General features: G+C 72.0%; 18 protein-coding genes and 1 pseudogene. 9 read left to right on the top strand and 10 right to left on the bottom strand.

Translation table 11 applies throughout. The features are described 5' to 3' along the window. Window positions 1-169 precede the first annotated feature (169 nt). Entirely contained in the window at window positions 170-1561 is a 1392-nt protein-coding gene (locus ACFYTE_RS30720; RefSeq protein ID WP_388717457.1) for a DoxX family protein, read from the top strand. A 680-nt stretch (window positions 1562-2241) separates the two neighbouring features. Here ACFYTE_RS30720 and ACFYTE_RS30725 read toward each other — a convergent pair. Next, window positions 2242-2382, bottom strand: a complete 141-nt coding sequence (locus ACFYTE_RS30725; protein WP_388717460.1) for a hypothetical protein — start codon at window positions 2380-2382, stop codon at window positions 2242-2244. A gap of 248 nt (window positions 2383-2630) precedes the next feature. Here ACFYTE_RS30725 and polX point away from each other — a divergent pair, with 248 nt between their 5' ends. The 4 genes from polX (at window position 2631) to ACFYTE_RS30745 (ending at window position 7600) form a co-directional block, all read left to right on the top strand. Further along, on the top strand, window positions 2631-4391 hold the full coding sequence (gene polX / locus ACFYTE_RS30730) for a DNA polymerase/3'-5' exonuclease PolX (RefSeq protein WP_388717463.1): 1761 nt from the start codon (window positions 2631-2633) through the stop codon (window positions 4389-4391). A gap of 625 nt (window positions 4392-5016) precedes the next feature. Continuing rightward, on the top strand, window positions 5017-5679 hold the full coding sequence (locus ACFYTE_RS30735) for a DedA family protein (protein ID WP_388717466.1): 663 nt from the start codon (window positions 5017-5019) through the stop codon (window positions 5677-5679). A 194-nt stretch (window positions 5680-5873) separates the two neighbouring features. Further along, complete coding sequence (locus ACFYTE_RS30740) at window positions 5874-6965, top strand: sensor histidine kinase (protein WP_388717528.1); 1092 nt, start codon at window positions 5874-5876, stop codon at window positions 6963-6965. Further along, complete coding sequence (locus ACFYTE_RS30745) at window positions 6965-7600, top strand: response regulator (protein WP_388717531.1); 636 nt, start codon at window positions 6965-6967, stop codon at window positions 7598-7600. Before ACFYTE_RS30740 ends, ACFYTE_RS30745 begins: the two co-directional genes overlap by 1 nt. 45 nt (window positions 7601-7645) lie before the next feature. Here ACFYTE_RS30745 and ACFYTE_RS30750 read toward each other — a convergent pair whose 3' ends face one another. The 3 genes from ACFYTE_RS30750 to ACFYTE_RS30760 form a co-directional block, all read right to left on the bottom strand. Further along, window positions 7646-8077, bottom strand: a complete 432-nt coding sequence (locus ACFYTE_RS30750) for a DUF6299 family protein (protein WP_388717469.1) — start codon at window positions 8075-8077, stop codon at window positions 7646-7648. Window positions 8078-8425: 348 nt separating this feature from the next. Next, window positions 8426-8824, bottom strand: a complete 399-nt coding sequence (locus tag ACFYTE_RS30755; protein ID WP_388717472.1) for a RidA family protein — start codon at window positions 8822-8824, stop codon at window positions 8426-8428. After that, a complete protein-coding gene (locus ACFYTE_RS30760; protein ID WP_388717475.1) occupies window positions 8821-10236 on the bottom strand; it encodes an acyl-CoA dehydrogenase family protein in 1416 nt (471 codons plus the stop codon). The genes ACFYTE_RS30755 and ACFYTE_RS30760 overlap by 4 nt, the downstream gene beginning before the upstream one ends. A gap of 133 nt (window positions 10237-10369) precedes the next feature. Here ACFYTE_RS30760 and ACFYTE_RS30765 point away from each other — a divergent pair, with 133 nt between their 5' ends. Together ACFYTE_RS30765 and ACFYTE_RS30770 are read left to right on the top strand one after the other, a co-directional pair. Beyond that, window positions 10370-12016, top strand: a complete 1647-nt coding sequence (locus tag ACFYTE_RS30765; protein ID WP_388717478.1) for an AMP-binding protein — start codon at window positions 10370-10372, stop codon at window positions 12014-12016. Next, complete coding sequence (locus tag ACFYTE_RS30770; RefSeq protein WP_388717481.1) at window positions 12013-12825, top strand: PaaX family transcriptional regulator C-terminal domain-containing protein; 813 nt, start codon at window positions 12013-12015, stop codon at window positions 12823-12825. Before ACFYTE_RS30765 ends, ACFYTE_RS30770 begins: the two co-directional genes overlap by 4 nt. A 97-nt stretch (window positions 12826-12922) precedes the next feature. Here ACFYTE_RS30770 and ACFYTE_RS30775 read toward each other — a convergent pair whose 3' ends face one another. Continuing rightward, complete coding sequence (locus ACFYTE_RS30775) at window positions 12923-15310, bottom strand: bifunctional salicylyl-CoA 5-hydroxylase/oxidoreductase (RefSeq protein WP_388717484.1); 2388 nt, start codon at window positions 15308-15310, stop codon at window positions 12923-12925. 7 nt (window positions 15311-15317) lie between these two features. Then, complete coding sequence (locus ACFYTE_RS30780) at window positions 15318-16145, bottom strand: enoyl-CoA hydratase family protein (protein WP_388717487.1); 828 nt, start codon at window positions 16143-16145, stop codon at window positions 15318-15320. 314 nt (window positions 16146-16459) lie between these two features. Between ACFYTE_RS30780 and ACFYTE_RS30785 the strand changes: the two genes are divergently transcribed. Further along, window positions 16460-16912, top strand: a complete 453-nt coding sequence (locus ACFYTE_RS30785; RefSeq protein ID WP_388717490.1) for an ATP-binding protein — start codon at window positions 16460-16462, stop codon at window positions 16910-16912. Here ACFYTE_RS30785 and ACFYTE_RS30790 read toward each other — a convergent pair. The 4 genes and pseudogenes from ACFYTE_RS30790 to ACFYTE_RS30805 all read right to left on the bottom strand — a co-directional run. Then, window positions 16872-18332, bottom strand: a complete 1461-nt coding sequence (locus ACFYTE_RS30790; protein ID WP_388717493.1) for an amino acid permease — start codon at window positions 18330-18332, stop codon at window positions 16872-16874. The two genes, ACFYTE_RS30785 and ACFYTE_RS30790, sit on opposite strands and share 41 nt — an antisense overlap. A 141-nt stretch (window positions 18333-18473) precedes the next feature. After that, complete coding sequence (argF, locus tag ACFYTE_RS30795) at window positions 18474-19481, bottom strand: ornithine carbamoyltransferase (protein WP_388717496.1); 1008 nt, start codon at window positions 19479-19481, stop codon at window positions 18474-18476. 109 nt (window positions 19482-19590) lie between these two features. Next, window positions 19591-20814, bottom strand: a complete 1224-nt coding sequence (locus ACFYTE_RS30800) for an arginine deiminase (RefSeq protein WP_388717499.1) — start codon at window positions 20812-20814, stop codon at window positions 19591-19593. A 535-nt stretch (window positions 20815-21349) separates the two neighbouring features. Next, window positions 21350-21570 (bottom strand): annotated as a pseudogene (locus tag ACFYTE_RS30805) (AAA family ATPase); the annotation flags it as partial. A 123-nt stretch (window positions 21571-21693) separates the two neighbouring features. On the opposite strand from ACFYTE_RS30805, the gene ACFYTE_RS30810 reads away from it, so the two are divergent. After that, window positions 21694-23142, top strand: coding sequence for a sensor histidine kinase (locus ACFYTE_RS30810; RefSeq protein ID WP_388717534.1), 1449 nt, complete (start codon window positions 21694-21696; stop codon window positions 23140-23142). Window positions 23143-23146 lie beyond the last annotated feature (4 nt).

Below are 23146 nucleotides of genomic sequence, written 5' to 3' on the forward strand. Positions count from 1 at the left end.
GCCATCGCCGAGCCAGACTTGGGGCCGATTCCAGTGGTTGCTCTTACCGGCTCTCTTCGATGTGGGCGGCTGCACCCCTTCTTTTTCTCCCGCGATCCACTGCGCGGCGTTTTCACCTTGCCCTGCATCAATGTGAGCCGTGTGTCGGAGCCCGAGGCAGGAGGTTGACATGACACGACTGATCAAAGTCGCCCGGCCGTCGAGCAGTCCGGAAAAAGCCGAGGTCGAGGAAGAAGCCCGGCCGGCGCCGAAGTGGAATATGGCCAAACTGATCGCATTCCGGTTCTGTCTGGTCTACATCGCGCTGTTCTTCCTCAGTGAAATGCGGATCATGTACCCGCTGCTGGGAGTCTTCGGCAACGACCTTCCGCCGTCGGCGCTCACCTGGCAATACCACGGGGCGCGCCCGTTCGTGAACTGGGTGGCCGACCGCATACTCCATGTCGACGCATCTCTCATCGAGCCCGTCCAGAGCGGTGACCAGGCATTCTTCTGGGTGCTCGCCTTCACCTGGTTCCTCGCTGCCGCCGTGGTGACGCTCGTGTGGTCACTGCTCGACCGGCGCCGGGGGAACCATGTCGCGCTGCACAAGTGGCTGCACCTCGTGGTGCGACTCTGCCTGGCAGCGCAATTGTTCTCCTTCGGCTTCGCCAAGGTGTTCCCGCTACAGATGTCGCTGCCGCTCACCAGGCTGGTGGAGCCCTTCGGGAACTTCGCCATGCTGAACGTGCTCTGGTCTCAGGTCGGCAGCTCCCAGCCCTACGAAATCCTGCTCGGGTGCGCCGAAGTGACCGCCGGCCTGCTCCTGGTCGTACCGCGCACGGCCATGCTCGGCGCCTTGCTGGCCTCGGTCGAACTGACTCAGGTGCTCATCCTCAACGCCACCTACCAGGTGCCGTTGAAGATCTTCACGTTCCACCTGCTGCTGCTGAGCCTCTTCGTGCTCGCTCCGTATGGCGTGCGACTGGTGAAGTTCTTCGTGCTGAACCAGAGCGTGGGTCCCTTCGCCCGACCGCCGCTGTTCCAGGCCCGCCGAGCAGCTCACCTCGCGCTGGCGGCACAGCTGTTGGTCGGAGCCTGGCTGGTCGGTTCCCAGGTGCACGAGGAATGGAAACTATGGGACTCGATCGGCTCATCGGGCCCCAAGCCGCCGCTCTACGGCATCTGGAACGTCACCAGTTTCTCGTCGGACGGCCGTGACCGCCCACCCCTGGTGAACGACGCCGAGCGCTGGAACCGACTGATCGTGGACACACCGCACTCGTATCAGGACGGGCCGGTGTCCAGTCAGCGCATGGACGGTTCGATCGTGGACTACATGGCCGTCTTCGACGCCTCGCATCACACGATCACTCTGGCCCGGGCCGACGACCCGAAGTGGGCCGGCCGGCTCACCTTCGAACAATCCACGGCGGATCAGCTCACCCTGGACGGCCTTCTGGGTGGCCACAAGGTTCGCATGCAGCTCCAGAAGGTCGACCTCTCGTCCTTCCCTGTCACCCACAACGGCGTCGAGTGGGAGCAGGACGGCCCGTCCCGGCCGCGTCTCAACTCTCGCTAGCACGAAGCATTCCCGCGGCGCGGCTGCCCGTCGGTCACCATCGACAGCCACCACGCGGGTACCGACCGGAACGGTGTGCGCGTCCGCGCGGACACCGATGGGCATCACGTGCACCCTTCTGGTCGGGCTGGTCGGGCCGATGGGTGCTCCCGTGATGGCGCGAGCGCTGCGCCCCGCCGTTGGCCCCGGCGGCTCGTCGCCGTGCGTCTGTCGGGCGATGGCAGGCGCCCCGCGTGGTGCAAACGGCCCCCGAGCCGGGCGCTGAGCCCTGCGCGCCCACGGCCGGTCCAGGCGGCGCGACCGGGCATGCCGTGCGGTCGCCAAGGGTGTGAGGGCGAACAGTCCGAACGGGGCGGATCTGGGGTGCGGCGGCATGGGAGGACCGTGGGGGTACCGCCGGTTACCTCGGGTGGGTCCGGCAGGGATCCGGGGCCCGGCCCGGCGGCGCGGAGGCGCGGCCCGGCACGGCGGGGGCACGCCACGGGAGCGGAGGGGCCACGCCACGGGGCCGGAGGGGCGCGGCTCAGCAGGGCGCAGGGTCGGCACGGCACAGGACGCGGATCTGCACCGCACAGGACGCGGATCTGCACCGCACAGGACGCGGCTCAGCAGGGCACCGGACGCGCATCGCCACCGCACAGGGCACGGCCCGGCGCCGCGCAGGGCGCAGATGCGGTAGGTCACTCGGCTGGTGTCCAGGCCTTCGGGCCGCCGCCGCGCCACTCGATCAGTTCCGGGTCGTCGAGTGTCGTGTCGGTCTCGGGCAGGCCGGTCCGGCGCAGGAACTCGACCAGATCGAGCAAGTGATAGGCAGTGCCCACGTACTCGCCGCGAATCGTGACCCGCCTACCGCCGTCAGGGCTCGGCGGCTGCACAATCACAGGCGCGCCTTCCATAGCTACTGAATGCCCCTTGCCGCGCCGCCCATGCCCGTCCGCGCCCGTCGAACACCGTCGAACGGCAGAAATCGACGGGTCCGAGCGGCGCGCCGGGACTCCATGGCGCGCCCCGGGCGTGACCGGCGCGCGCGGGAAGGAATGAACCCGGCGTTCCTGCCTACTCGGGGCGCATGGCTCGGTCCAACGACGAGGTCGCGGCGCTGTTCCAGGAGTACGCGGACCTGATCTCGATCACCGGCGGAGACGCCTACAAGGCACGTGTCTACGAGAAGGCAGCGCGCGCCATCGGCGGCTACCACGCCGACGTGTCCACGCTCGACGCCAAGGGACTGCGGGAGATCCCCGGAGTCGGCACGTCGATCGCACAGAAGGTCACCGAGTACTTCCGCACCGGCAGCGTGTCCGCGGTCGACGAACTGCGCGCGCAGATCCCGGCCGGGGTCCGGCGGCTGACGGCCATCCCGACGCTCGGCCCGAAGAAGGCGCTGGCCGTCTACGAAGAACTCGGCATCTCCTCGGTCGACGAGCTGGTCGACGCGATCCACGCCGAGAAGCTGCGCGACCTGAAGGGCTTTGGCCCCAGGACGGAGGAGAACATCCTGCACGGTGTGGAGCTGTTGCAGTCCTCCGGCGACCGGGTGCTGCTCGACGTGGCCATGGACCTCGCCGACGACATCGTCGGGGAGCTGTCCCACGTGACCGGCTGCCGCCGCTGCACCTACGCCGGGTCGCTGCGCCGCGTGCGGGAGACGATCGGGGACATCGACGTCCTCGTCGCGGCCGAGGAGTCGGGCCCGCTGATGGACGCTTTCACCGGCCTGCCGTACGTCACCGAGGTCATTGCGCACGGCCGGGCGAAGACCTCGGTACGCACCGTCAAAGGGCTGGCCGTGGATCTGCGGGTGGTACCGCCGGACTCCTGGGGCGCGGCGCTGCAGTACTTCACCGGCTCGAAGGCACACAACATCCGCACCCGGGAGCTGGCCGTGCACCAGGGGCTGAAGCTGTCCGAGTACGGGCTGTTCGACGTGGAGAGCGGGCAGAAGATCGTCTCCGAGACCGAGGAGGAGGTCTACGCCCGGCTCGGGCTGCCCTGGATCCCGCCGCCGCTGCGCGAGGACCGCGGGGAGATCGAGGCCGGGCTGCGCGACGCGCTGCCCGACCTGGTGCGGGAGCCGGACCTGCGGGGTGATCTGCACACGCACACCGACCTGACCGACGGGCTCGCGCCGCTGGAGGAGATGGCCGAGGCGGCCGCCGAGCGGGGCTACGCCTATTACGCGATCACCGACCACGGGCCGAACCTGTACATGCAGCAGATGACCGAGGAACGGATGCTGGCCCAGCGCGAGCGGGTGCGGGAGCTGGACGGGACGTTCGGCAGGCGGGGCGGGCGGCGCGGCATGCGGCTGCTGCACGGCGTGGAGCTGAACATCGACCCGGACGGCGGCGTCGACTGGCCCGAGGAGTTCCTGGCCGGCTTCGATATGTGCGTGGCCTCGGTGCACTCGCACTTCAGCCAGACCCGCGAGGCGCTGACCCGGCGGTTCGTGCGGGCCTGCGAGAACCCGTACGTCAACATCATCGGCCACCCCACCACCCGCATCATCGGCAAGCGGCCGCCCCTCGACGCCGACCTCGACGAGGTCTTCGCCGCGTGCGCGCGCACCGGCACCGCCCTGGAGATCAATTCCCATCCGGACCGGCTGGACCTGCGCGACGAGGACATCCTGCGGGCCCGGCGGCACGGAGTGAAGTTCGCCGTCGACAGCGACGCGCATTCCGTCCTGCACCTGGCCAACATGCGTTACGGCGTGGGTACGGCGCAGCGCGGCTGGCTCACCCGGGACGATGTGATCAACACCTGGCCGGAGACCCGCTTGCGGCGCTTCCTGCGCAAGGGACGGCCCGGGCGGACGTCCCACGCCTGACCTGCGGACCGGGCCGACGTTCCCCGCCTGACCTGCGGGGCGAGGTGGTGCTCGGCCGTCGCCGCGTGGGCCGCTCCGCGCGCTCGGCGACCGGTCCGTCCACGGCGAACCCGGACATGGCGGCCCGGCCCGCGGCGGGTCATGCGGGGCGTGCGGGGCCGTCGTGGCTGATCGCGCAGTTCCCCGCGCCCCTTCGGGGCGCCCAGTCGCGCTCGTCGCCACCGCGGGCCTCACCTGCCTGGCCGCCCGCGCGGCACTCGCCGTCCGTGCCGCCCGCTCCCCCGCCCCGGTCGGCCCGTCCGACGCCGCCGGGACGGGGAATCCGAGGCCGTACGGGGCGGGCCCACACGCCGCGCTGAGCCCGGCGCCGTCCCGCTGCTCGCCTCGGCGCCGGCCGGCCGCCTGCTGTGGACCGTGGCGCCGGATCATATGTCGACGTTCGTCGTGGTGGTCGCGGCACCGGCCGGGGCCGCTCCGGCGGGCCTGCGGAAAACCGCAGGGTGTGGGGTGCGGATCGCCGTCGTGCCGCGACGGGAATCCGCATACCCGCCCCGTCCTGCGGTTTCTAGCGTTGACGGCGACCCGGATCGCACGCCTTCGGCGACCGCCCAGTCTGGAGTGACGCATGGACCTCGTGACCCTGGCCCTGCCCCAGGAGCCCGCCGACGGCATCGCCGGCTGGGCGGCCGACCTCGTGGACGCCCTGGGCGGGCCCGGGGCCGGTCTGGCCATCGCCCTGGAGAACCTGTTTCCGCCGCTGCCCAGCGAGGTGATCCTGCCGTTGACCGGGTTCGCGGCCGGGCAGGGCGTCATCAGCCTGTTCTCCGCGCTGCTGTGGACCACGCTCGGTTCGGTGGCGGGTGCCACGGTGCTGTACTGGATCGGCATGCTGTTCGGCCGGGAGCGGATGCACGCCCTGTGGGCGAGGCTGCCGCTGGTCAGGTCCACCGATCTGGTGCGCACCGAGGAGTGGTTCGCCAGGCACGGCACCAAGGCGGTGTTCCTCGGCCGCATGGTGCCCGTCTTCCGCAGCCTGATCTCCGTTCCGGCCGGCCTGGAACGCATGTCGATGCCGGTGTTCCTGCTGCTCACGACGCTGGGCAGCCTGATCTGGAACGCGGTGCTGGTGATGGCCGGTTACTGGCTCGGAGACCGGTGGGACCTCGTCGAGACGTACGTCGGGATCGTCTCCAAGGCCGTCCTCGTGCTGGTCGTCGCGGCCCTCGTCTGCTACGTCGGGCTCCGACTGCGCACCCGCGGCGCGGCCCGGCACCGCCGCACCCCGTGACCGCGCCACGGCCCGCCCCGGCCGGACGATCTTGCCCGCGGTGTGCGACCCGACTAGCCTCGGCAGGCGTGCAGGGCGACACGGCGGTCACGACCACCCGGTATCACCAGGGTGGACCCGACCCCGCTCGGGCGGCGGACGACGGGTCCCCCGCACCCCGTCCCTCCCTTGGGCGCCGGGCCGCGGGCGTCTTCCTGGGCTGTCTGACCGCGCCGGCGGCTCTCGGCTACTTCGGCACGGTGGGCGCCGTCCTCGGCCCGTTCCTGCTGTGGCCGCGGACCCGAGCGCGCGCCCTGGCCGCGCTGACCGCGAGGGCTCACCGGTTGGCGCTGCTGGAACGCCGCCGCCGCTCGGTCTTCTTCCTCGACCGTTTCCCCGGCCGGCCCGTGCCCGGCCCGCGGATGCTGCGCTATCTCGCCACCCGGACGTGCGCGGGCCTGCTCACCGGCGTCGTGGTCGGGCTGCTCGGTTTTGGTGCCGTCCTGGTGGGTCTGCTGATCGCCGCGCTGGCCCGCGGCACGGTGGGCTGGCGGGAGTTGCTCACCCAGGTGCTGCTCGGCGGGGTCCTGCTCTTCCTGGACGTGCAGGGCCTGTTCTCGCTGGCGGCGCTCGACGCGCGGCTGGCACGGGAGTGCTTCGGACCCTCGGAGCGGGAGTTGCTGCAACGGCGCATCGACGAGCTGGCCAGCAGCCGGGCGGCGGTACTGCGGGCCGTGGACACCGAGCGCCGGCGCATCGAGCGGGACCTGCACGACGGGGTGCAGCAGCGTGTGGTGGCGCTGGCGATGCTGCTGGGCCGGGCCCGCCGGGGCCGCACGCCGGAACAGGCCGACGCGCTGCTGGAGCAGGCCCACCGGGAGTCGCAGGAGCTGCTGACCGAGCTGCGGGAGGTGGCCTGGCGGGTCTATCCGACGGCGCTCGACAGCCTGGGACTGCGGGAGGCCCTCGCCGGCGTCGCGGAGCGGTGCGCCGTCCCGATCCGGATGGACTTCGCCCTCGCCGGTCCGCTGCCGGCGCCGGTCGAGGCCGCCGCGTACTTCGTCGTGTCGGAGGCGGTGACCAACGCAGCCAAGCACGCGTCGGCCACGCGGATCGCCGTGCGCGTACGGCGGCACGGGGCCGTCCTCGCGGTCGGCGTCGAGGACGACGGAGTCGGCGGCGCCGATCCGGCCGGCAGCGGGCTGACCGGGCTGCGCGGCCGGGTCGACGCCCTCGACGGCCGACTGCACGTCCACAGCCCCGCCGGGGGACCCACCACGATCACCGCGGAGCTGCCGTGCGCGTAATGCTGGCCGAGGACTCGACCCTGCTGCGGGAGGGGCTGGTCCGGTTGCTCGCCGAGGAGGGCCACGAGGTCCTCGCGGCCGTGGGCGACGCCGTCGCGCTGCTGCGGGAGGTCGAGTCCCGGCCGCCGGACATCGTCGTCGTGGACATCCGCATGCCCCCGACCCACACGAACGAGGGGCTGCGGGCCGCCCTGGAGATCCGCGAACGCCGGCCCGGGATCGGCGTGCTGGTGCTGTCCCAGCACATCGAACGCAACTACGCCACCCAGTTGCTGACGTCCAGCGCCGAACGGGTCGGCTATCTGCTCAAGGACCGGGTCGCCCAGGTCGAGGAGTTCCTCGACGCCCTGGACCGGATCCACGCGGGCGGGGCCGCCATCGACCCCGAGGTGGTGCGGCAGTTGCTGATCCGTACCACGCACACCGACCCGCTGGCCCGGCTGACGCCGCGGGAGCGGAGCGTCCTGGAGACCCTGGCCCAGGGGTACACCAACGCGGCCATCGCGCAGAAGCTGCACATCTCCCGCAGCGCGGTGGAGAAGAACCTCAACGCGGTCTTCGACAAGCTCGAACTCGCCCGCACCACGGGGTACAACCGGCGGATCCTGGCCGTGCTGCGCTACCTGGAGTCGTGAACCGGCGCTCGTCCCACCGGGGCGGATGAGCGCCGGGGACGCGGGTCAGCGCGCGACGAGTGTCACGTCCTGCCGGCCGGTGGCGTGGAAGTACGGCAGCGGCAGGCCGCCCTGCGGGCGCAGCTCCATGAGGGTGGCCTCGACGTGTGCAGCCCCGGGGGAGATCCGGTCCGACGGCACCGTGCCGGAGTTCTCCCAGCGGTGTTCGGCGCCGTCGCACAGCGCCCGGGTGCCGCCGATGCCGTAGTGGGCCGCCGTGGGCCCCTGGCTGATCGAGGAGGTGACGAACACCGGGCCGATGTCCGCGCCGCACCGGTAGGTGCCGGTGAGGACGACGGTGCCGTCGGCGGCGACCCGGCCGACGGAGTCGACGGTGACGCGTTCGGCGGGGGCGGCGGCAGCGGTCACCGGCGCGAGCGCGCCGAGCAGCAGCGCAACGCCACCGACGGCCGCGCCGAGAACGGGGCGTACGGGCATGGGGTTACCTCCCGAGATCGTGGAGTGGTGGGGGTTACCTCAGGTCATACCGCCTCCCCGGCCCCGCTCCGATGACATCACCCCATCAGTGGCGCGCCACACCGGCCAAACACCACCCACCCCCCACAGGGGCGCGAGGAACTGCGCAACCACCCCCCACACAGCCGCAAGCCACACGACATCCGCCACCACCCCCATGGGGGCGCGGGGAACTGCGCAACCAACCACCACCCACCCGCAGCCGCACAACAACCGCCACCCCCCACAGGGGCGCGAGGAACTGCGCGACCAGCCCCCACACAGCCGCAAGCCACACAACAACCCCCAACCGCCAACCCGGCGGAGCCCCTAGTCGAGGAGGGCGAAGCCGTCGAGTTCCACCATGGCCCGCTCGTCCCAGAGCCGCACCACCTCGACGACGGCCATCGCCGGATACGTCCGTCCCGCCAACCGCCGCCAGACGCGGCCGAGTTCGGCGGCGTGGGAACGGTAGGCGGCGACGTCGGTGGCGTAGACGGTGACCCGGGCGAGGTCGGCCGGGGTGGCGCCGGCCGCGTGCAGGGCGGTGAGGAGGTTGCCGAGTGCCCGCTCGAACTGCTCGGGCAGGGTGTCGCCGATGACCTTTCCGTCGGCGTCGAGGGCGGTCTGGCCCGCCAGGACGACCAGCCGGGTGCCGGTGGCGACCACGGCGTGGGAGAAACCGACGGGCGGGCAGAGATCGGGCGGGTTGATGCGCTCGGCCGTCACGGGGCCTCCTGAGGCGTGGGCGATGCGGCGTGCGGGGCGTACAACTCCTTGGCGATGATCCCGCGCTGGACCTCGCTCGCGCCCTCGTAGATCCGCGGCGCGCGTACCTCGCGGTACAGGTGCTCCAGGAGGTGGCCGCGGCGCAGCGCGCGGGCGCCGTGCAGTTGGACGGCGGTGTCGACGACGTACTGCGCGGTCTCGGTGGCGAGCAGTTTCGCCATCGCGGCGCGCCGCGGGACGTCCGGCGCGGCCTCGTCGTACGCCGTGGCCGCCGCGTACACCATCAGGCGGGCGGCGTCCGTGCGCAGGGCCATGTCCGCGACCTGGTGGGCGACGGTCTGCAGATCCTTCAGCTTGCCGCCGAAGGCATCCCTTCGACGGGTGTGCTCGACGGTGGCGTCGAGCGCGGCCTGTGCCATGCCGACCGCGAAGGCGCCGACGCTCGGGCGGAACAGGTTCAGGGTGCCCATGGCGACGCGGAAGCCGCGGTCGGGCGGGCCGAGCACGTCGTCCGCGGTGACGGGTACGGCGTCGAGGTCGAGGGTGCCAATGGGGTGCGGGGAGAGCATCTCCAGGGCGGTTCCGGTGAGGCCGGGCCGGTCGGCCGGCACGAGGAAGGCGGTCACGCCGCGGGCGCCGGCGCCCGGGGTGGTGCGCGCGAACACCGTGTAGAAGTCGGCTTCGGGCGCGTTGGAGATCCAGCACTTCGCGCCGGTGAGCCGCCACCGCCGAGCGCCGTCGGCCTCGGCCACCGGTCCACCACCGAACTCGGCATCCCGCCCCGCCCGTTGTACGTCCCGCGCATCCTCCGCGCCCCGCACGCCCTCCGCTGCCTCCGTGCCCCGCACGCCCTCCGTGCCCCGCACGCCCTCCGTGCCCCGCACGCCCTCCGAGGCCTCCGCGTCCCGCACGCCCTCCGCGGCCTCCGCGTCCCGCACGCCCTCCGCGGCCTCCGCGTCCCGCACGCCCTCCGCGGCCTCCGCGTCCCGCGCGTCCTCCGCGGCCTCGCCGTCCGCCCGCAGGGCGAGCGCCGCCGCGTCGGACCCCGCTCCCGGCTCGGTCAGGGCGAAGGCGGCGATCGCGCTGCCGTCGGCGACCCGCGGCAGCCAGCGGTCGCGCTGGGCCGGGGTTCCGTGAGCGTGCAGCGGATGGGCGCCGAGCCCCTGGAGGGCGAGGGCGGTCTCGGCCTCCGTGCAGGCGTAGGCCAGGGACTCCCGCATCAGACACAGATCGAGGGCGCCGGAGTCGAACAGCCGGGAGATGAGACCCAGTCGGCCGAGTTCGGCCACGAGCGGGCGGTTGACCCGGCCGTGCTCACCCTTTTCGGCGAGCGGGCGCAGCCGCTGCGCGGCGAGCGCGCGCAACCGGGCGCACCAGGCGGTTTGCTCGGGTTCGAGTGAGAATGCGGGCACGGCCGTTCCTCCCTCCACACCGGGTCGCATGACCCCACCCCGACAGTATCGCGGGCCATTGACTGCCGTCACCAACACGATACGCTCGATCCGCGAGCCCACCACGAGCCCGACCGGCAAGGGGGGAGACGCCATGAACGTCTCGGCGCACGTCGACACCTTCGCGCGCGATCACCTCCCGCCGCCCGACGAGTGGCCCCAACTCCACTTCGACCTGCCGGAGCTGCGCTACCCCGACCGGCTGAACTGCGCCGCGGAACTCCTGGACCACGCCGACCCGGCGCGCCCGGTGTTCCACACCCCCGCCGACGGCTCATGGACCTACGGCGAGCTGCGCGCCCGGGTCGACCGCCTCGCGCACGTGCTGACCACCGGCCTCGGCGTGGTCCCCGGCAACCGGGTCCTGCTGCGCGGCCCGACCACTCCATGGCTCGCGGCCTGCTGGCTCGCGGTGCTGAAGGCGGGCGCCGTCGCGGTCACGGTGCTGGCCCGGCAGCGCCCGCACGAACTGGCCACCATCTGCGAGATCGCCCGGGTGGGGCACGCCCTGTGCGACATACGGTCCGTGGCCGACCTCGCGAAGGCCGGGATCCCCGGGCTGCGCATCACGACGTACGGCGGTGACGCGCCGGACGACCTGCTGAACCTCCCCGCGCCCGGCACCGCGTACCCGGCCGTGCGCACCGCCGCCGACGACATCGCGCTGATCGCGTTCACCTCCGGCACCACCGGCCGCCCGAAGGGGTGTATGCACTTCCACCGGGATGTGCTCGCCATAGCGGACACCTTCTCCAGACATGTGCTCGGGCCCCATGTGGACGATGTGTTCGCGGGCAGCCCTCCGCTCGGCTTCACATTCGGCCTGGGCGGGCTCGTGGTCTTCCCGATGCGGGCCGGCGCCAGCGCGCTCCTGCTGGAACAGGCCGGACCCAGGCAGCTGTTGCCCGCGATCTCCCGGCACCGGGTGTCCGTGCTGTTCACCGCGCCGACCGCCTACCGCGCCATGCTGGGCCAGCTGGACGGACACGACATCTCGTCGCTGCGGCGCTGTGTCTCGGCGGGCGAGAACCTGCCGGCGGCGACCTGGCGGTCCTGGCACGAGCGCACCGGGCTGCGCATCATCAACGGCATCGGCGCCACCGAACTGCTGCACATCTTCATCTCCGCCGCCGACGAGCGGATCAGGCCCGGCACCACGGGCGTGCCCGTACCGGGATGGCACGCGCGTGTGCAGGACGCGAACGGGGATCCGGTGCCCGACGGCCGGCCGGGGCTGCTGGCCGTGCGCGGCCCGGTCGGCTGCCGCTATCTCGCCGACCCGCGGCAGCGCGTCTATGTGCGCGGCGGCTGGAACATCACCGGCGACACCTATGTCCGCGAGGCCGACGGCTACTTCCGGTACGTCGCGCGCGCCGACGACATGATCGTCTCGGCCGGTTACAACATCGCGGGCCCCGAGGTCGAGGACGCGCTGCTGCGTCATCCGGACGTGGTCGAGGCCGCGGTGGTCGGGCGGCCGGACGAGGCTCGCGGCCAGGTGGTGGTGGCGTACGCCGTGCTGGCGGAGGGCGCCGCGCCGGACGCCGACGCGCTGCGGGCCTTCGTCAAGTCCGAGCTGGCGCCGTACAAGTGCCCGCGAGAGATCGTCTTCCTGGACGCGCTGCCGCGCACGGCGACCGGCAAGCTCCAGCGTTTCCGCCTCCGCGCCTCCGCACCCTCCGCACCCTCCGCTCCCTCCGCACCCAAGGTGACCCGCAGTGATCACGAAGACCTAAGATGATCAACGTGTCCGAGCAGCACGCCCCCCGGTCCCTCATCGTCACGTTCTACGGCGCGTACGGCCGCTTCATGCCCGGTCCGGTGCCCGTCGCCGAGCTGATCCGGCTGCTGGCCGCGGTCGGTGTGGACGCGCCGTCCGTGCGTTCGTCGGTGTCCCGTCTGAAACGGCGCGGGCTGCTGCTGCCCGCCCGCACGGAGCGGGGCGCCGCCGGGTACGAACTCTCCTCGGAGGCACGTCAGTTGCTCGACGACGGCGATCTGCGCATCTACGCGTCCGCGCCGCCCGGTGACGAGGGCTGGGTGCTCGCCGTGTTCTCCGTGCCGGAGTCGGAGCGGCAGAAGCGGCATGTGCTGCGCTCCCGGCTGGCGGGCCTGGGCTTCGGCACGGCGGCGCCCGGGGTGTGGATCGCTCCGGCGCGGCTGCACACGGAGGCCCGGCACACCCTCCAGCGGCTGGGCCTCGACCCGTACGTCGACTTCTTCCGCGGTGAGCACCTTGGCTTCGCGCCCACCGTGGAGGCGGTCGCCCGCTGGTGGGACCTGGCCGCCATCGCCAAGGAGCACGAGGCGTACCTGGACGCGCACGCGCCCGTGCTGCACGCCTGGCAGCGGCGGGCGGACACCCCGCCCGAGGAGGCGTACCACGACTACCTGCTGGCCCTGGACTCCTGGCGGCGCCTGCCCTACACCGACCCCGGGCTGCCGGCGCACCTGGTGCCCACGGGCTGGCCGGGCGCCCGTTCGGCGGAGGTGTTCCACGCGCTGCACGCGCGACTGCGGGACGCGGGGGCCGAGTTCGCGGGGCCGTGATCCCGACGGCCACGGCCCACGCGCCGTGGTCGACCGGGCTGCGGCCGACCGGTGGGACGGTGGGACGGTGCCACGCTCACCGCGGGCATGGCGCAGGTCAGCTTCCCAGGGTGAGCCGGGGCTTGGGGGCGTCCGTGCGCCCGGTACGCGGGCGGCGGCTGCCCGCCCGGTAGGGCGCGGGCCAGCCGACGCCCGACCCCTCGTAGCCCTGCTCGGCCGCCGCGTGCAGCGTCCAGTTCGGGTCGTACAGATGCGGCCGGGCCAGCGCGCACAGGTCGGCGCGCCCGGCCAGGATCAGGGAGTTGACGTCGTCCCAGGAGCTGATTGCGCCGACCGCGATCACCGGGACACCGGTCTCGTGCCGGATGCGGTCGGCGAACGGCGTCTGGTACGACCGTCCGAACTCGGGCCGCTCCTCGGCCACCACCTGCCCGGTCGACACGTCGATCGCGTCGGCGCCGTGCGCGGCGAAGGCACGGGCGATCTCCACGGCGTCCTCGGCCGTGGTCCCGCCGTCGGCCCAGTCGGTGGCGGAGATGCGCACGGTCATGGGCCGCTCCTCGGGCCACACCCCGCGCACCGCGTCGAAGACCTCCAGCGGGAAGCGCAGCCGGTTGGCGAGCGAGCCCCCGTAGGCGTCGGTGCGCCGGTTGCTGAGCGGGGACAGGAAGCCGGACAGCAGATAGCCGTGCGCGCAGTGCAGTTCGAGCAGGTCGAAGCCGGCCCGCGCGGCCCGCCAGGCGGCGGCAGTGAACTGCTCGCGGAGGTCGGTCAGCTGGGCGCGGGAGAGCCGGCGCGGGGTCTGGCCGCCCGGCTTGTACGGCAGCGGGGAGGCGGCCACGAGCGGCCAGTTGCCCTCGGGCAGCGGCTCGTCGATGCCCTCCCACATCAGCCGGGTGGAGCCTTTGCGCCCGCTGTGGCCGAGTTGCACGCCGATCGCGGTGCCCGGCGCCTGCGCGTGCACGAAGTCGGTGATCCGCCGCCAGCCCTCGGCCTGCCGGCCGGTGTAGAGGCCGGTGCAGCCGGGGGTGATCCGCCCCTCGGCGCTCACACAGACCATCTCGGTCATCAGCAGCCCGGCGCCGCCGAGGGCGCGGGCGCCCAGGTGGACGAGGTGGAAGTCGCCGGGTATGCCGTCGGTGGCCGAGTACATGTCCATGGGCGAGACGACGACCCGGTTGCGCAGGGTCAGCCCGCGCAGCCGGAACGGGGTGAACATCGGCGGTGTGCCCGGCGGACAGCCGAACTCGCGCTCGGCGGCCTCGGTGAAACGGGCGTCGCGCAGCCGCAGGTTGTCATGGGTGACGCGGCGGCTGCGGGTGAGCAGATTGAAGGCGAAGAGGCGGGGCGGCTGGTCGAGGTACCGGTCCAGGTCCTCGAACCACTCCAGGCTGGCGCGGGCGGCACGCTGGGTGGAGGCGACGACCGGTCTGCGCTCGGCCTCGTAGGCCGCGAGCGCCCCGGCCGTCGTGGGGCGCTCGGTCAGGCAGGCGGCCAGCGCCAGGGCGTCCTCGACGGCGAGCTTGGTACCGGAGCCGATGGAGAAGTGGGCGGTGTGGGCGGCGTCGCCGAGCAGAACGACGTTGCCGTGCGACCAGTGGTCGTTGACGACCGTGCGGAAGCTGGTCCAGGCGGACTTGTTGGAGCGCAGCGGCCGTCCGCCGAGCACGTCCGCGAAGGTCTTGGCGCAGCGCTCGACGGATTCCTGTTCGCCGAGTTCGTCGAGTCCGGCGGCCCGCCACACCTCCTCGCGCATCTCGACGATCACGGTGGAGGCGTCGGCCGCGAACGGATAGCCGTGCAGTTGCATGACGCCGTGCTCGGTCTCGGCGATCTCGAAGCGGAAGGCGTCGAAGGCGAAGTCGGCGGCGAGCCAGATGTAGCGGCACCGGTGGGTGGCCACATGGGGGCGGAACACATGGGCGTATGCCTCACGGGTGGTGCTGTGCACACCATCGGCGGCGATGACCAGGTCGTACGCCTCCGCCAGCCAGGCCGGGTACGGTGCCTCGCTGCGAAAGCGCAGGTCGACGCCGAGGGAGCGGCACCGTTCGTGCAGGATCTCCAGCAGCCGTCGCCTGCCGAGGGCGGCGAAGCCGTGTCCTCGGGAGGTGTGGCGGGTGTTCCGGTGAACGATGTCGATGTCGTCCCAGCGGACGAACTCCCGTCGCAGGGCCTCGTAGACCACCGGGTCCGCGTGTTCGATGCCGCCCAGGGTCTCGTCGGAGAGGACGACTCCGAAGCCGAAGGTGTCGTCGGGGGCGTTGCGTTCCCAGACGGTGACTTCCCTTCCGGGGCTGAGCCGTTTCAGCAGTGCGGCCGCGTAGAGGCCGCCGGGACCGCCACCGATGATCGCTATGCGTCGGGGACGGCCGGTCGCCGCCGGCGGCTGCGGGTCCGCCGTGGCGTGTCGCGCCCCGCGGCGGAGCCGCTCATCGACACGGCCCTGCGCCCGCCTGAAGGCCGGCTCGCCCGAGGTCGGCATCGAGGGCTCACCTCCCCCGCCACTGCGGGGGGCGCTTCTCGGTGAAGGCCGCGTGGAACTCCCGGTAGTCCTCGCTGTTCATCAGCAGCGCCTGGGTCGACGCGTCCAGTTCCACCGACGCCGCCAGCGGCATGTCCAGTTCGGCGGTGAGCAGCGCCTTGGTCTGCGCGTGCGCCAGGGCCGGTCCGGCGGCCAGCCGGCGGGCGAGTGCCTGTGCCGCCGCGTCGGCGCGGCCCTCCTCGGCCAGTTCGCTGATCAGGCCGATCCGCTCGGCCTCGGGGGCCCGCACGGGTTCGCCGAGCATGAGCAGCCGGGTGGCGTGGCCGAGGCCGACGACCCGGGGCAGCAGATAGGCGGCGCCCATGTCGCCGCCGGACAGCCCGACGCGGGTGAACAGGAAGGCGAAGCGGGCACTCGGGTCGGCCACGCGGAAGTCGGCGGCCAGCGCCAGCACGGCCCCGGCCCCGGCGGCCACCCCGTGCACCGCCGCGATCACCGGGAACGGGCACTCCCGTACGGCCCGCACGACCTGGCCGGTCATCCGGTTGAAGTCGAGGAGCTGGGCGGTGTCCAGCGCGAGGGTGGCGCCGATGATCTCGTCGACGTCGCCGCCGGAGCAGAAGCCGCGTCCCTCGCCGGCCAGCACCAGGGCGCGCACGGACCGCTCGCGGGACAGTTCGGCGAGCAGGTCGCGCAGGTCCGCATAGGCGCCGAAGGTGAGCGCGTTCAGCTTCTCGGGGCGGGCGAGGGTGACGGTGGCGACGCCCTCTCCGCGGTCGACCCTGAGGTGGTCCCAGCTGGTGGTGCGGACGGCGGAGCCGGTGAAGGGGCTCATGAGGTGCGGCCTCCTCGGGCGCGGACGGTTCCTCACGTAGCTCTACCCCAAGAAGCTATCACCGAATTCTGACCACCGTCAGGAGAACGCGACAGAGAGGAGGCCGGGCGGGACCGTGGAGCGTCAGGATCCGGCCACATCCGTCACGGCCCGTCAAGAGCGCGGTAACAACATGACCTGAGGCGCGAGGTGGACCGCCGGCCCGGGTAGGCCGGCTCGTAGCGGGGCCGAAAGTCCCGAACGGTACCCGTCCAGTCTCTCCGGGAGCGGGCACCGTACCCTTTGTGAGGTTTGCAAGCTGGACAGCCTGCTCCATGAACGGAACCACCGTGCACGAACACCCCTCCGCCTCGGCCTCCTGGCGCATCGCGCTGCCGCACACCACCGCGGCCGTGCCGGTCGCCCGTGCCCTGGTGCGCAACGCGCTCGCGGAGCTGGAGCACGCGGCCGACCGCGACACCGCGGAGCTGCTGACGGCGGAGCTGGTCGCCAACGCGGTGGAGCACACCGCCGAGCGGGGCCCGATCGAGCTGGTGGTGGAGGTGCGGCCGTCCGGCTGCCAGGTCGAGGTGCACGACCCGGACCCGGCGCCGCCCGGCAACCTGACCCGTCCGACCGTCGAGGAGCCCGACGTGTGGCAGGAGGGCGGGCGCGGGCTGCTGCTGATCCGGGCCCTCAGCTCGTCCTGCGGCCACCGCCCCACCGAGTCAGGCAAGGCGGTGTGGTTCAGGCTGCCTGCCGTGCCGCGTCAGCGGCGTCGGGTATGACCTCGGCCCGGGCGGCCCTGGCGAGCGTGGAGTGCCGGCGGCCGTAGCCCAGGTACACCAGCAGCCCCACGGCGAGAAACACCGCGAACTGGATCCAGGCGCGCCGGCCGGTCTCGTACATCAGATAGAGGCAGAAGCCGACACCGAGCAGCGGGAGCACCGGGTGCAGCGGCACCCGGAAGGTGCGGGCGAGTCCCGGTTCCCGGCGGCGCAGGGCGATCACCGCGATGTTGACGACGGCCATGACGGCGAGCGTGCCGATGGTGCACAGGTTCATCACGGCGTCCAGCGAGGCGAAGGCCGCCGGGATCGCGAAGACGACGGCGACGACGAGGGTTCCGGCGACCGGGGTGGCGGTGCGCGGGGAGACCTTCTCGAAGACACGCGGGACGAGACCGTCCCGGGACATCGACATCAGAATGCGGGTCTGGCCGTACAGCACGGCGAGCACCACCGAGGCGATGGCGACGACCGCGCCGAAGGCGATGATCCCGCCGCCGATCGTGGACCCGGTGACCTCGTTGACGACGTACGACAGCGCGGCGGGCCGGCCGGCCACCCGGTCGCCGCCGACGGCGCCGATCGCGGCGACGGCGACCGCGCAGTACAGCAGCGTGACCAGGCCCATGCAGACGAGGATCGCGGCCGGGACGTCCCGGCGCGGGTTCTTCGCCTCCTCGCCGGCGGTGGTGATCGCGTCGAAGCCGATGTACGAGAAGAAGGCGGCCGTGGTGCCCGCGCCGACGCCGCCGAGGCCGGCCGGGGAGAACGGGGTGAGGTTGCCGTCCTTGAACGCGCTGCATCCGATCACGCAGAAGGCGAGCAGGATCGTGAGCTTGACGGCGGCCATGGCGGCGGTCGCCCGTGCGCTCTCCCGCACGCCGCGCACCAGCAGCAGACAGGCCAGGGCGATGACGATCACGGCGGGCAGGTTGACGATGCCGCCGTCGGCAGGCCCGGCGCTGAGCACGGCGGGCAGCTGCCGGCCGGTGAGGCCGTGCAGCAGTTCGTTGACGTACTGGCTCCAGCCGACGGCCACGGCCGAGACGGAGACGCCGTACTCCAGCAGCAGGCACCAGCCGACCAGGAAGGCGGTGGGCTCGCCGAGGCCCGCGTAGGCGAAGGAGTAGGAGGAGCCGGAGACGGGGATCGCGCCGCCCAGCTCGGCGAAGGACAGGGCGGTGAAGACGCAGGTGATCGCGGCGAGGACGAAGGAGACGACGACGGCCGGGCCGGCCTGGGCGACCGAGTCGGACAGGCCGACGAAGATGCCGGTGCCGACGATCGCGCCGACGCCGAAGCAGATGAGCTGGCCCAGGCCCATCGTGCGCCGCAGGCCGTGGCCCTCGCGGTCGGCGCCGGATTCGGCGACGAGGAGCCGGGGGGACTTGATGCGCAGCGTGCTGCGGGGAGCGGGCATGGGGGTGGTGCTCGTTTCTGGTGGTGCGGGGCGACGGGTGGGTCGCCGCGGCGGTCCGGCGGGGGTGGCGCCGGGCCGCCGTTCAGGCGGTGCGGTGGGGCAACGGGAAGGAGGGTGCGGCGGGGCGAACGGGAAGGCGGGTCAGGCCAGGGTGGCCACCAGGACCGCCTTGATGGTGTGCATCCGGTTCTCCGCCTCGTCGAAGACGACGGAATACTCGGACTCGAAGACCTCGTCGGTGACCTCCAGCTCCGTCAGCCCGTGCCGCTCGTGGATCTCGCGGCCGACGTCGGTGCCGAGGTCGTGGAAGGCCGGCAGGCAGTGCAGGAACCTGACGTCCGGGTTGCCGGTGGCGCGCAGCACGTCCATGGTCACCGCGTACGGGCCGAGCAGCGCTATGCGCTCGTCCCAGACCTCCTTGGGCTCGCCCATCGACACCCACACGTCGGTGGCGATGAAGTCGGCGCCGCGTACGCCCTCCTTCACGTCGTCGGTGAGCGTGATCCGGGCGCCGGAGGCACCGGCGAGCTGCCGGGCCACCTCGATGATCGTCTCGTCCGGCCACAGCAGCCGCGGGGCCACGATACGGACGTCCATGCCGAGCAGGGCGCCGGTGACCAGGTAGGAGTTGCCCATGTTGTAGCGGGCGTCGCCGAGGTAGGCGAACGCGATCCCGGTCAGCGGCTTGTCGCTGTGCTCGGTCATGGTGAGCACGTCGGCGAGCATCTGTGTGGGGTGCCACTCGTCGGTGAGGCCGTTGTAGACGGGCACCCCGGCGTATGTGGCCAGCTCCTCGACGACGCCCTGGCCGTGGCCGCGGTACTGGATGGCGTCGAACATCCGGCCGAGCACCCGGGCGGTGTCCTTCACGGACTCCTTGTGTCCGATCTGCGAGCCTGCCGGGTCCAGATAGGTGGTGTGCGCGCCCTGGTCGGCCGCCGCGACCTCGAACGCGCAGCGCGTGCGGGTCGAGGTCTTCTCGAAGACCAGCGCGATGTTCTTGCCGGTCAGATGCCGTCTCTCGGCCCCGGCCCGCTTGGCCGCCTTCAGCTCGGCGGCCAGCTCGATCAGGCCGCGGAACTCCTCCTCGGTGAAGTCCAGCTCCTTGAGGAAGTGGCGGCCGGCGAGGGCGGTCGGGACTGTCGCCATGAGGGGCGCTCCAGGGAATACGAGGACGGGGGCCGGGGGCACTACGGAAGACCATGGAAGTCTATACGACACTCAGCATTTATATACGGGGGGTCTTATGCGGGTGGTTCTATACGGGGTCGCGCACCACCGGACAGCTCATGCAGCGCGGCCCGCCCCGGCCGCGCCCCAGTTCGCTGCCCGGGATCTCGATCACCTCGATGCCCTGCTTGCGCAGATGCGTGTTGGTGGTGGAGTTCCGCTCGTACGCGACGACCACCCCGGGCTCGACGGCGAGGACGTTGCAGCCGTCGTCCCACTGCTCGCGCTCGGCCGCGTGCACGTCCTGGGTGGCGGTCAGCACGCGGATCTCGCTCAGCCCCAGGGCGGCGGCGATCGCGCGGTGCATGTGCTCCGGCGGATGGTCGGTGACCTTGAGCTCCTTGTCCACGGCGCCCGGTTCGATGGTGTACGAGCGGAGCATGCCGAGGCCGGCGTACTGGGTGAAGACGTCGCCGTCGACCATCGTCATCACGGTGTCGAGGTGCATCAGCGCGCGCCGCTTGGGCATGTCGAGCGCGACGATCGTCCGCGCCGACCCGGCGGCGAAGAGCTTGTGCGCGAGCATCTCCACGGCCTGCGGGGTGGTGCGCTCGCTCATGCCGATCAGGACGGCGCCGTTGCCGATGACCAGGACGTCGCCGCCCTCGATGGTGGACGGGTAGTCGGCCTGCCCCTCGGACCAGGTGTGGAACTCCTCGCCGCGAAACAGCGGGTGGTGCCGGTAGATCGCCTCGAAGTGCACGGTCTCGCGCTGCCGGGCCGGCCAGCGCATGGCGTTGATGGAGACGCCGTCGTAGATCCAGGCGGAGGTGTCCCGGGTGAAGAGGTGGTTGGGCAGCGGGTCGAGGAGGAAGTCGTCGAGGTCCATCACATGGAAACGGACAGAGGTCGGCTCCTCGTGGGCGTCCAGGAACTCCCGCTTGGTCATGCCACCGACCAGGACCTCGGCGAGGTCGCGCGCGGGCATGGCCTCGAAGACGGCCCGGAGGTGGTCGGTGGCGAGCGGGCCGTACTCCTTCTCGTCGAAGACCCGGTCCAGGACGAGGCTCCTCGCCTGCGGGACGTCCAGGGTCTCGGTGAGCAGGTCGCCGAAGAGATGGACGGCGACCCCGCGGTCGCGCAGCACGTCGGCGAACCCGTCGTGCTCGGCACGCGCCCGGCGCACCCACAGCACGTCGTCGAAGAGGAGGGTGTCCTTGTTGCTGGGGGTGAGCCTTTTCAGCTCCAGATCCGGCCGGTGCAGGATGACGCGGCGCAGCCGCCCGGCCTCGGAGTCGACATGGAATCCCATGCCTCCATCCTGGCCGCCACGCACCGGCTTCACCCTCGCTCCCCCTGGTTTCCGCCCGATCTTATTCTCGTCCCCCTGACGACAAGACCCTGCGGCGGCTACGGCCCGAAGGACGGCCAGGACGCCACCGAGGCGACGACCGGGACCGTCGACGACTTGGCGAGGGCTGCGGCGATGCGGGGCTCGGAAGAGGGGTCGAAGCGCGCTGCACGAGCACGGTGCAGAAAGGCCGTGACGGCGCGGGAGGGGACCTCAAGGACTGCTGCTCCGAGCCGTGTCCTGAGCGTATGCGGACCGTGTCCGGACGGCAGCGGAGCCACGGAACCCCCTGATCCCGGGCAAGGTGCCGACCCCTGCCGACCAGGGCCCGGCCGCCAACCGCACAGCGGCTGCGGCCGCTGGACCGGAGCCCCGGGGATCAGCCGCGGGCAGCGGCAGCCCCGGGCGGAACAGGCCCTCGGCCCGGCTTCCATGGTCACGGCGGACCCTTCCCAGGCCCGGAGGGACAGGCCGGCGTCGGTCAGCGGGAGCGGTCGCGGAAGCCCTCGCGCTCCAGGTGCCTGAGCGAGCGCGCCGTTCGCGGGTGTGCCGGCGGATGACCCGGCTCGGCATGTCGGCCCGGTCGGCGCGGGCCGCGTTGCGCTCGGCGCACACCTCCTCGGGCACGTCGAGGACGATGGCGATGGGCAGGGCGTCGTGCTTCCTGGCCAGTTCGATCAGCTGCCGTCTGCTGTCCTGCTGCACGCTGGTGGCGTTCCCGTCAGGTTCTTCTGTTCAGTCTCCGTAGGCGAGTAAGACTCACGCCGGTTACGGCGCAGATTGGACTTTCGACAGTGTCGGCCGGCTCCCGATGTCCGTACCGTCGTTTGCGTGGACAGCATGCTGATCAATAGTGGGACTCCGACCGGGACGGCTGTTTCCCGGCGGACTCTTGATCCAGGGAGCCTTCTGACAGCGGGCGCGGTGACGGCCGCCGGTCTGAGCACGGTGAGCCTGTGGTGGGCTGTCCCGGCTGCCATCGCCGCGTTCCTGGCCGGACGGCGGCCTGGACGGATGGCGCCGACGGTGCTCGCTCTGGTGGGGCTTCTCGCGGCCGGTGTGGTGGCATTGTCCGTCGTGCCTGCCTGGCTGCTGTTGGCCAGCCGGTTTGTGGCAGTGGTGGTTGTCGCCATGATGCTGCCCTGGTTCACGGGCCGGTTCTGGTGCCACTATCAGCAGCTCGTCCGGATCGGTTGGGAGCGCGCAGAGCAACTGCAACGCGAGCAGGAGCTGGTCGCTGAGCAGGCCCGGATGCGCGAGCGGGCGCGTATCACGCAGGACATGCATGACGTACTGGGACATGACCTCAGCCTGATCGCCCTGTCGGCCGGTGCCCTGAAGCTCGCGCCAGGCCTTGAAGAACATCATCGAAGGGCCGCAGGTGACATCAGGGCCAAGGCGGCGGCCGCAGTTGAGCGCCTCGGCGAGGTGATCGGTGTCCTGCGTGAAGAGACCGGTGACGCACCGACGGCCCCTGACGGCTCCAGTCTTGCAGGTCTGATCGCAGAGGCCTCCGCGGCCGGGCTCGCGGTGACGTTGCGCACCGACGGCACGGCAGACGACCTGCCACCGGTGGTGGAGCGGGCGGTTCATCGGGTCGTACAGGAAGCGCTGACCAACGTTGCCAAGCACGCTCCCGGCGCGACGGCGACCGTCCATGTGATGCATACGGCAACGGAATCAAAGGTCGTCGTGGAGAACGGCCTGCCATCGTCCGTGGCCAACCTGCAGCCCCGGCTCCGGAGTGGGGGGCGTGGCCTCATCGGTCTCGAAGAACGTGTGCGGTTGGCCGGCGGTTCGTTCGACCATGGTCCGCGCGACGGGGGCTTTGCCGTCACCGCGTGGATCCCGCACACACCTCGGTCACAGCAGCCACGGCTCCTCGCGCTTGCGGCCTCCCGGACGGGCGGCCAGTTGCCGCAGGAACATCGCCGTGCTCGGCGCCGCGTCAGCCGCGCCCTGGTCGCTGCGCTCATGGTGCCCCTGGTGACGGGAGCGGTGCTGAGCGGAGCACTCATGGGGTGGGGGATGCTGTCGGCGTCCCAGTCGGTCTTGGAGCCTGGTGACTTTGCCCGCCTGCGCGTGGGGCAAGATCGTTCTGAGGTGGAGCGTTTCCTGCCGGACCGGCAGACGATCTACCGACCGGTGACTGCCGAGCCGACAGGAGAGGGCATAACGTGCGAGTACTACGCGATGACGGCCGACCGGTCCGACGACCGCTCCGGCGACGCCTACCGGCTCTGCTTCCGGGAAGGCATCCTGGTGTCGCTGGACACGCTCACCCCGTGAGTGG

The sequence above is a fragment of the Streptomyces sp. NPDC004629 genome (assembly GCF_042873595.1).
Taxonomy (GTDB): Bacteria; Actinomycetota; Actinomycetes; order Streptomycetales; family Streptomycetaceae; genus Streptomyces.

What these genes read in the sequence shown, in the direction of transcription:
- ACFYTE_RS30720 (WP_388717457.1), top strand. Translation starts at nt 170, where the DNA reads ATGACACGACTGATCAAAGTCGCCCGGCCGTCGAGCAGTCCGGAAAAA.
- polX (WP_388717463.1), top strand. Translation starts at nt 2,631, where the DNA reads ATGGCTCGGTCCAACGACGAGGTCGCGGCGCTGTTCCAGGAGTACGCG.
- ACFYTE_RS30735 (WP_388717466.1), top strand. Translation starts at nt 5,017, where the DNA reads ATGGACCTCGTGACCCTGGCCCTGCCCCAGGAGCCCGCCGACGGCATC.
- ACFYTE_RS30745 (WP_388717531.1), top strand. Translation starts at nt 6,965, where the DNA reads ATGCTGGCCGAGGACTCGACCCTGCTGCGGGAGGGGCTGGTCCGGTTG.
- ACFYTE_RS30750 (WP_388717469.1), bottom strand. Translation starts at nt 8,077, where the DNA reads ATGCCCGTACGCCCCGTTCTCGGCGCGGCCGTCGGTGGCGTTGCGCTG.
- ACFYTE_RS30765 (WP_388717478.1), top strand. Translation starts at nt 10,370, where the DNA reads ATGAACGTCTCGGCGCACGTCGACACCTTCGCGCGCGATCACCTCCCG.
- ACFYTE_RS30770 (WP_388717481.1), top strand. Translation starts at nt 12,013, where the DNA reads ATGATCAACGTGTCCGAGCAGCACGCCCCCCGGTCCCTCATCGTCACG.
- ACFYTE_RS30775 (WP_388717484.1), bottom strand. Translation starts at nt 15,310, where the DNA reads ATGCCGACCTCGGGCGAGCCGGCCTTCAGGCGGGCGCAGGGCCGTGTC.
- ACFYTE_RS30780 (WP_388717487.1), bottom strand. Translation starts at nt 16,145, where the DNA reads ATGAGCCCCTTCACCGGCTCCGCCGTCCGCACCACCAGCTGGGACCAC.
- ACFYTE_RS30785 (WP_388717490.1), top strand. Translation starts at nt 16,460, where the DNA reads ATGAACGGAACCACCGTGCACGAACACCCCTCCGCCTCGGCCTCCTGG.
- ACFYTE_RS30790 (WP_388717493.1), bottom strand. Translation starts at nt 18,332, where the DNA reads ATGCCCGCTCCCCGCAGCACGCTGCGCATCAAGTCCCCCCGGCTCCTC.
- argF (WP_388717496.1), bottom strand. Translation starts at nt 19,481, where the DNA reads ATGGCGACAGTCCCGACCGCCCTCGCCGGCCGCCACTTCCTCAAGGAG.
- ACFYTE_RS30800 (WP_388717499.1), bottom strand. Translation starts at nt 20,814, where the DNA reads ATGGGATTCCATGTCGACTCCGAGGCCGGGCGGCTGCGCCGCGTCATC.
- ACFYTE_RS30810 (WP_388717534.1), top strand. Translation starts at nt 21,694, where the DNA reads ATGCTGATCAATAGTGGGACTCCGACCGGGACGGCTGTTTCCCGGCGG.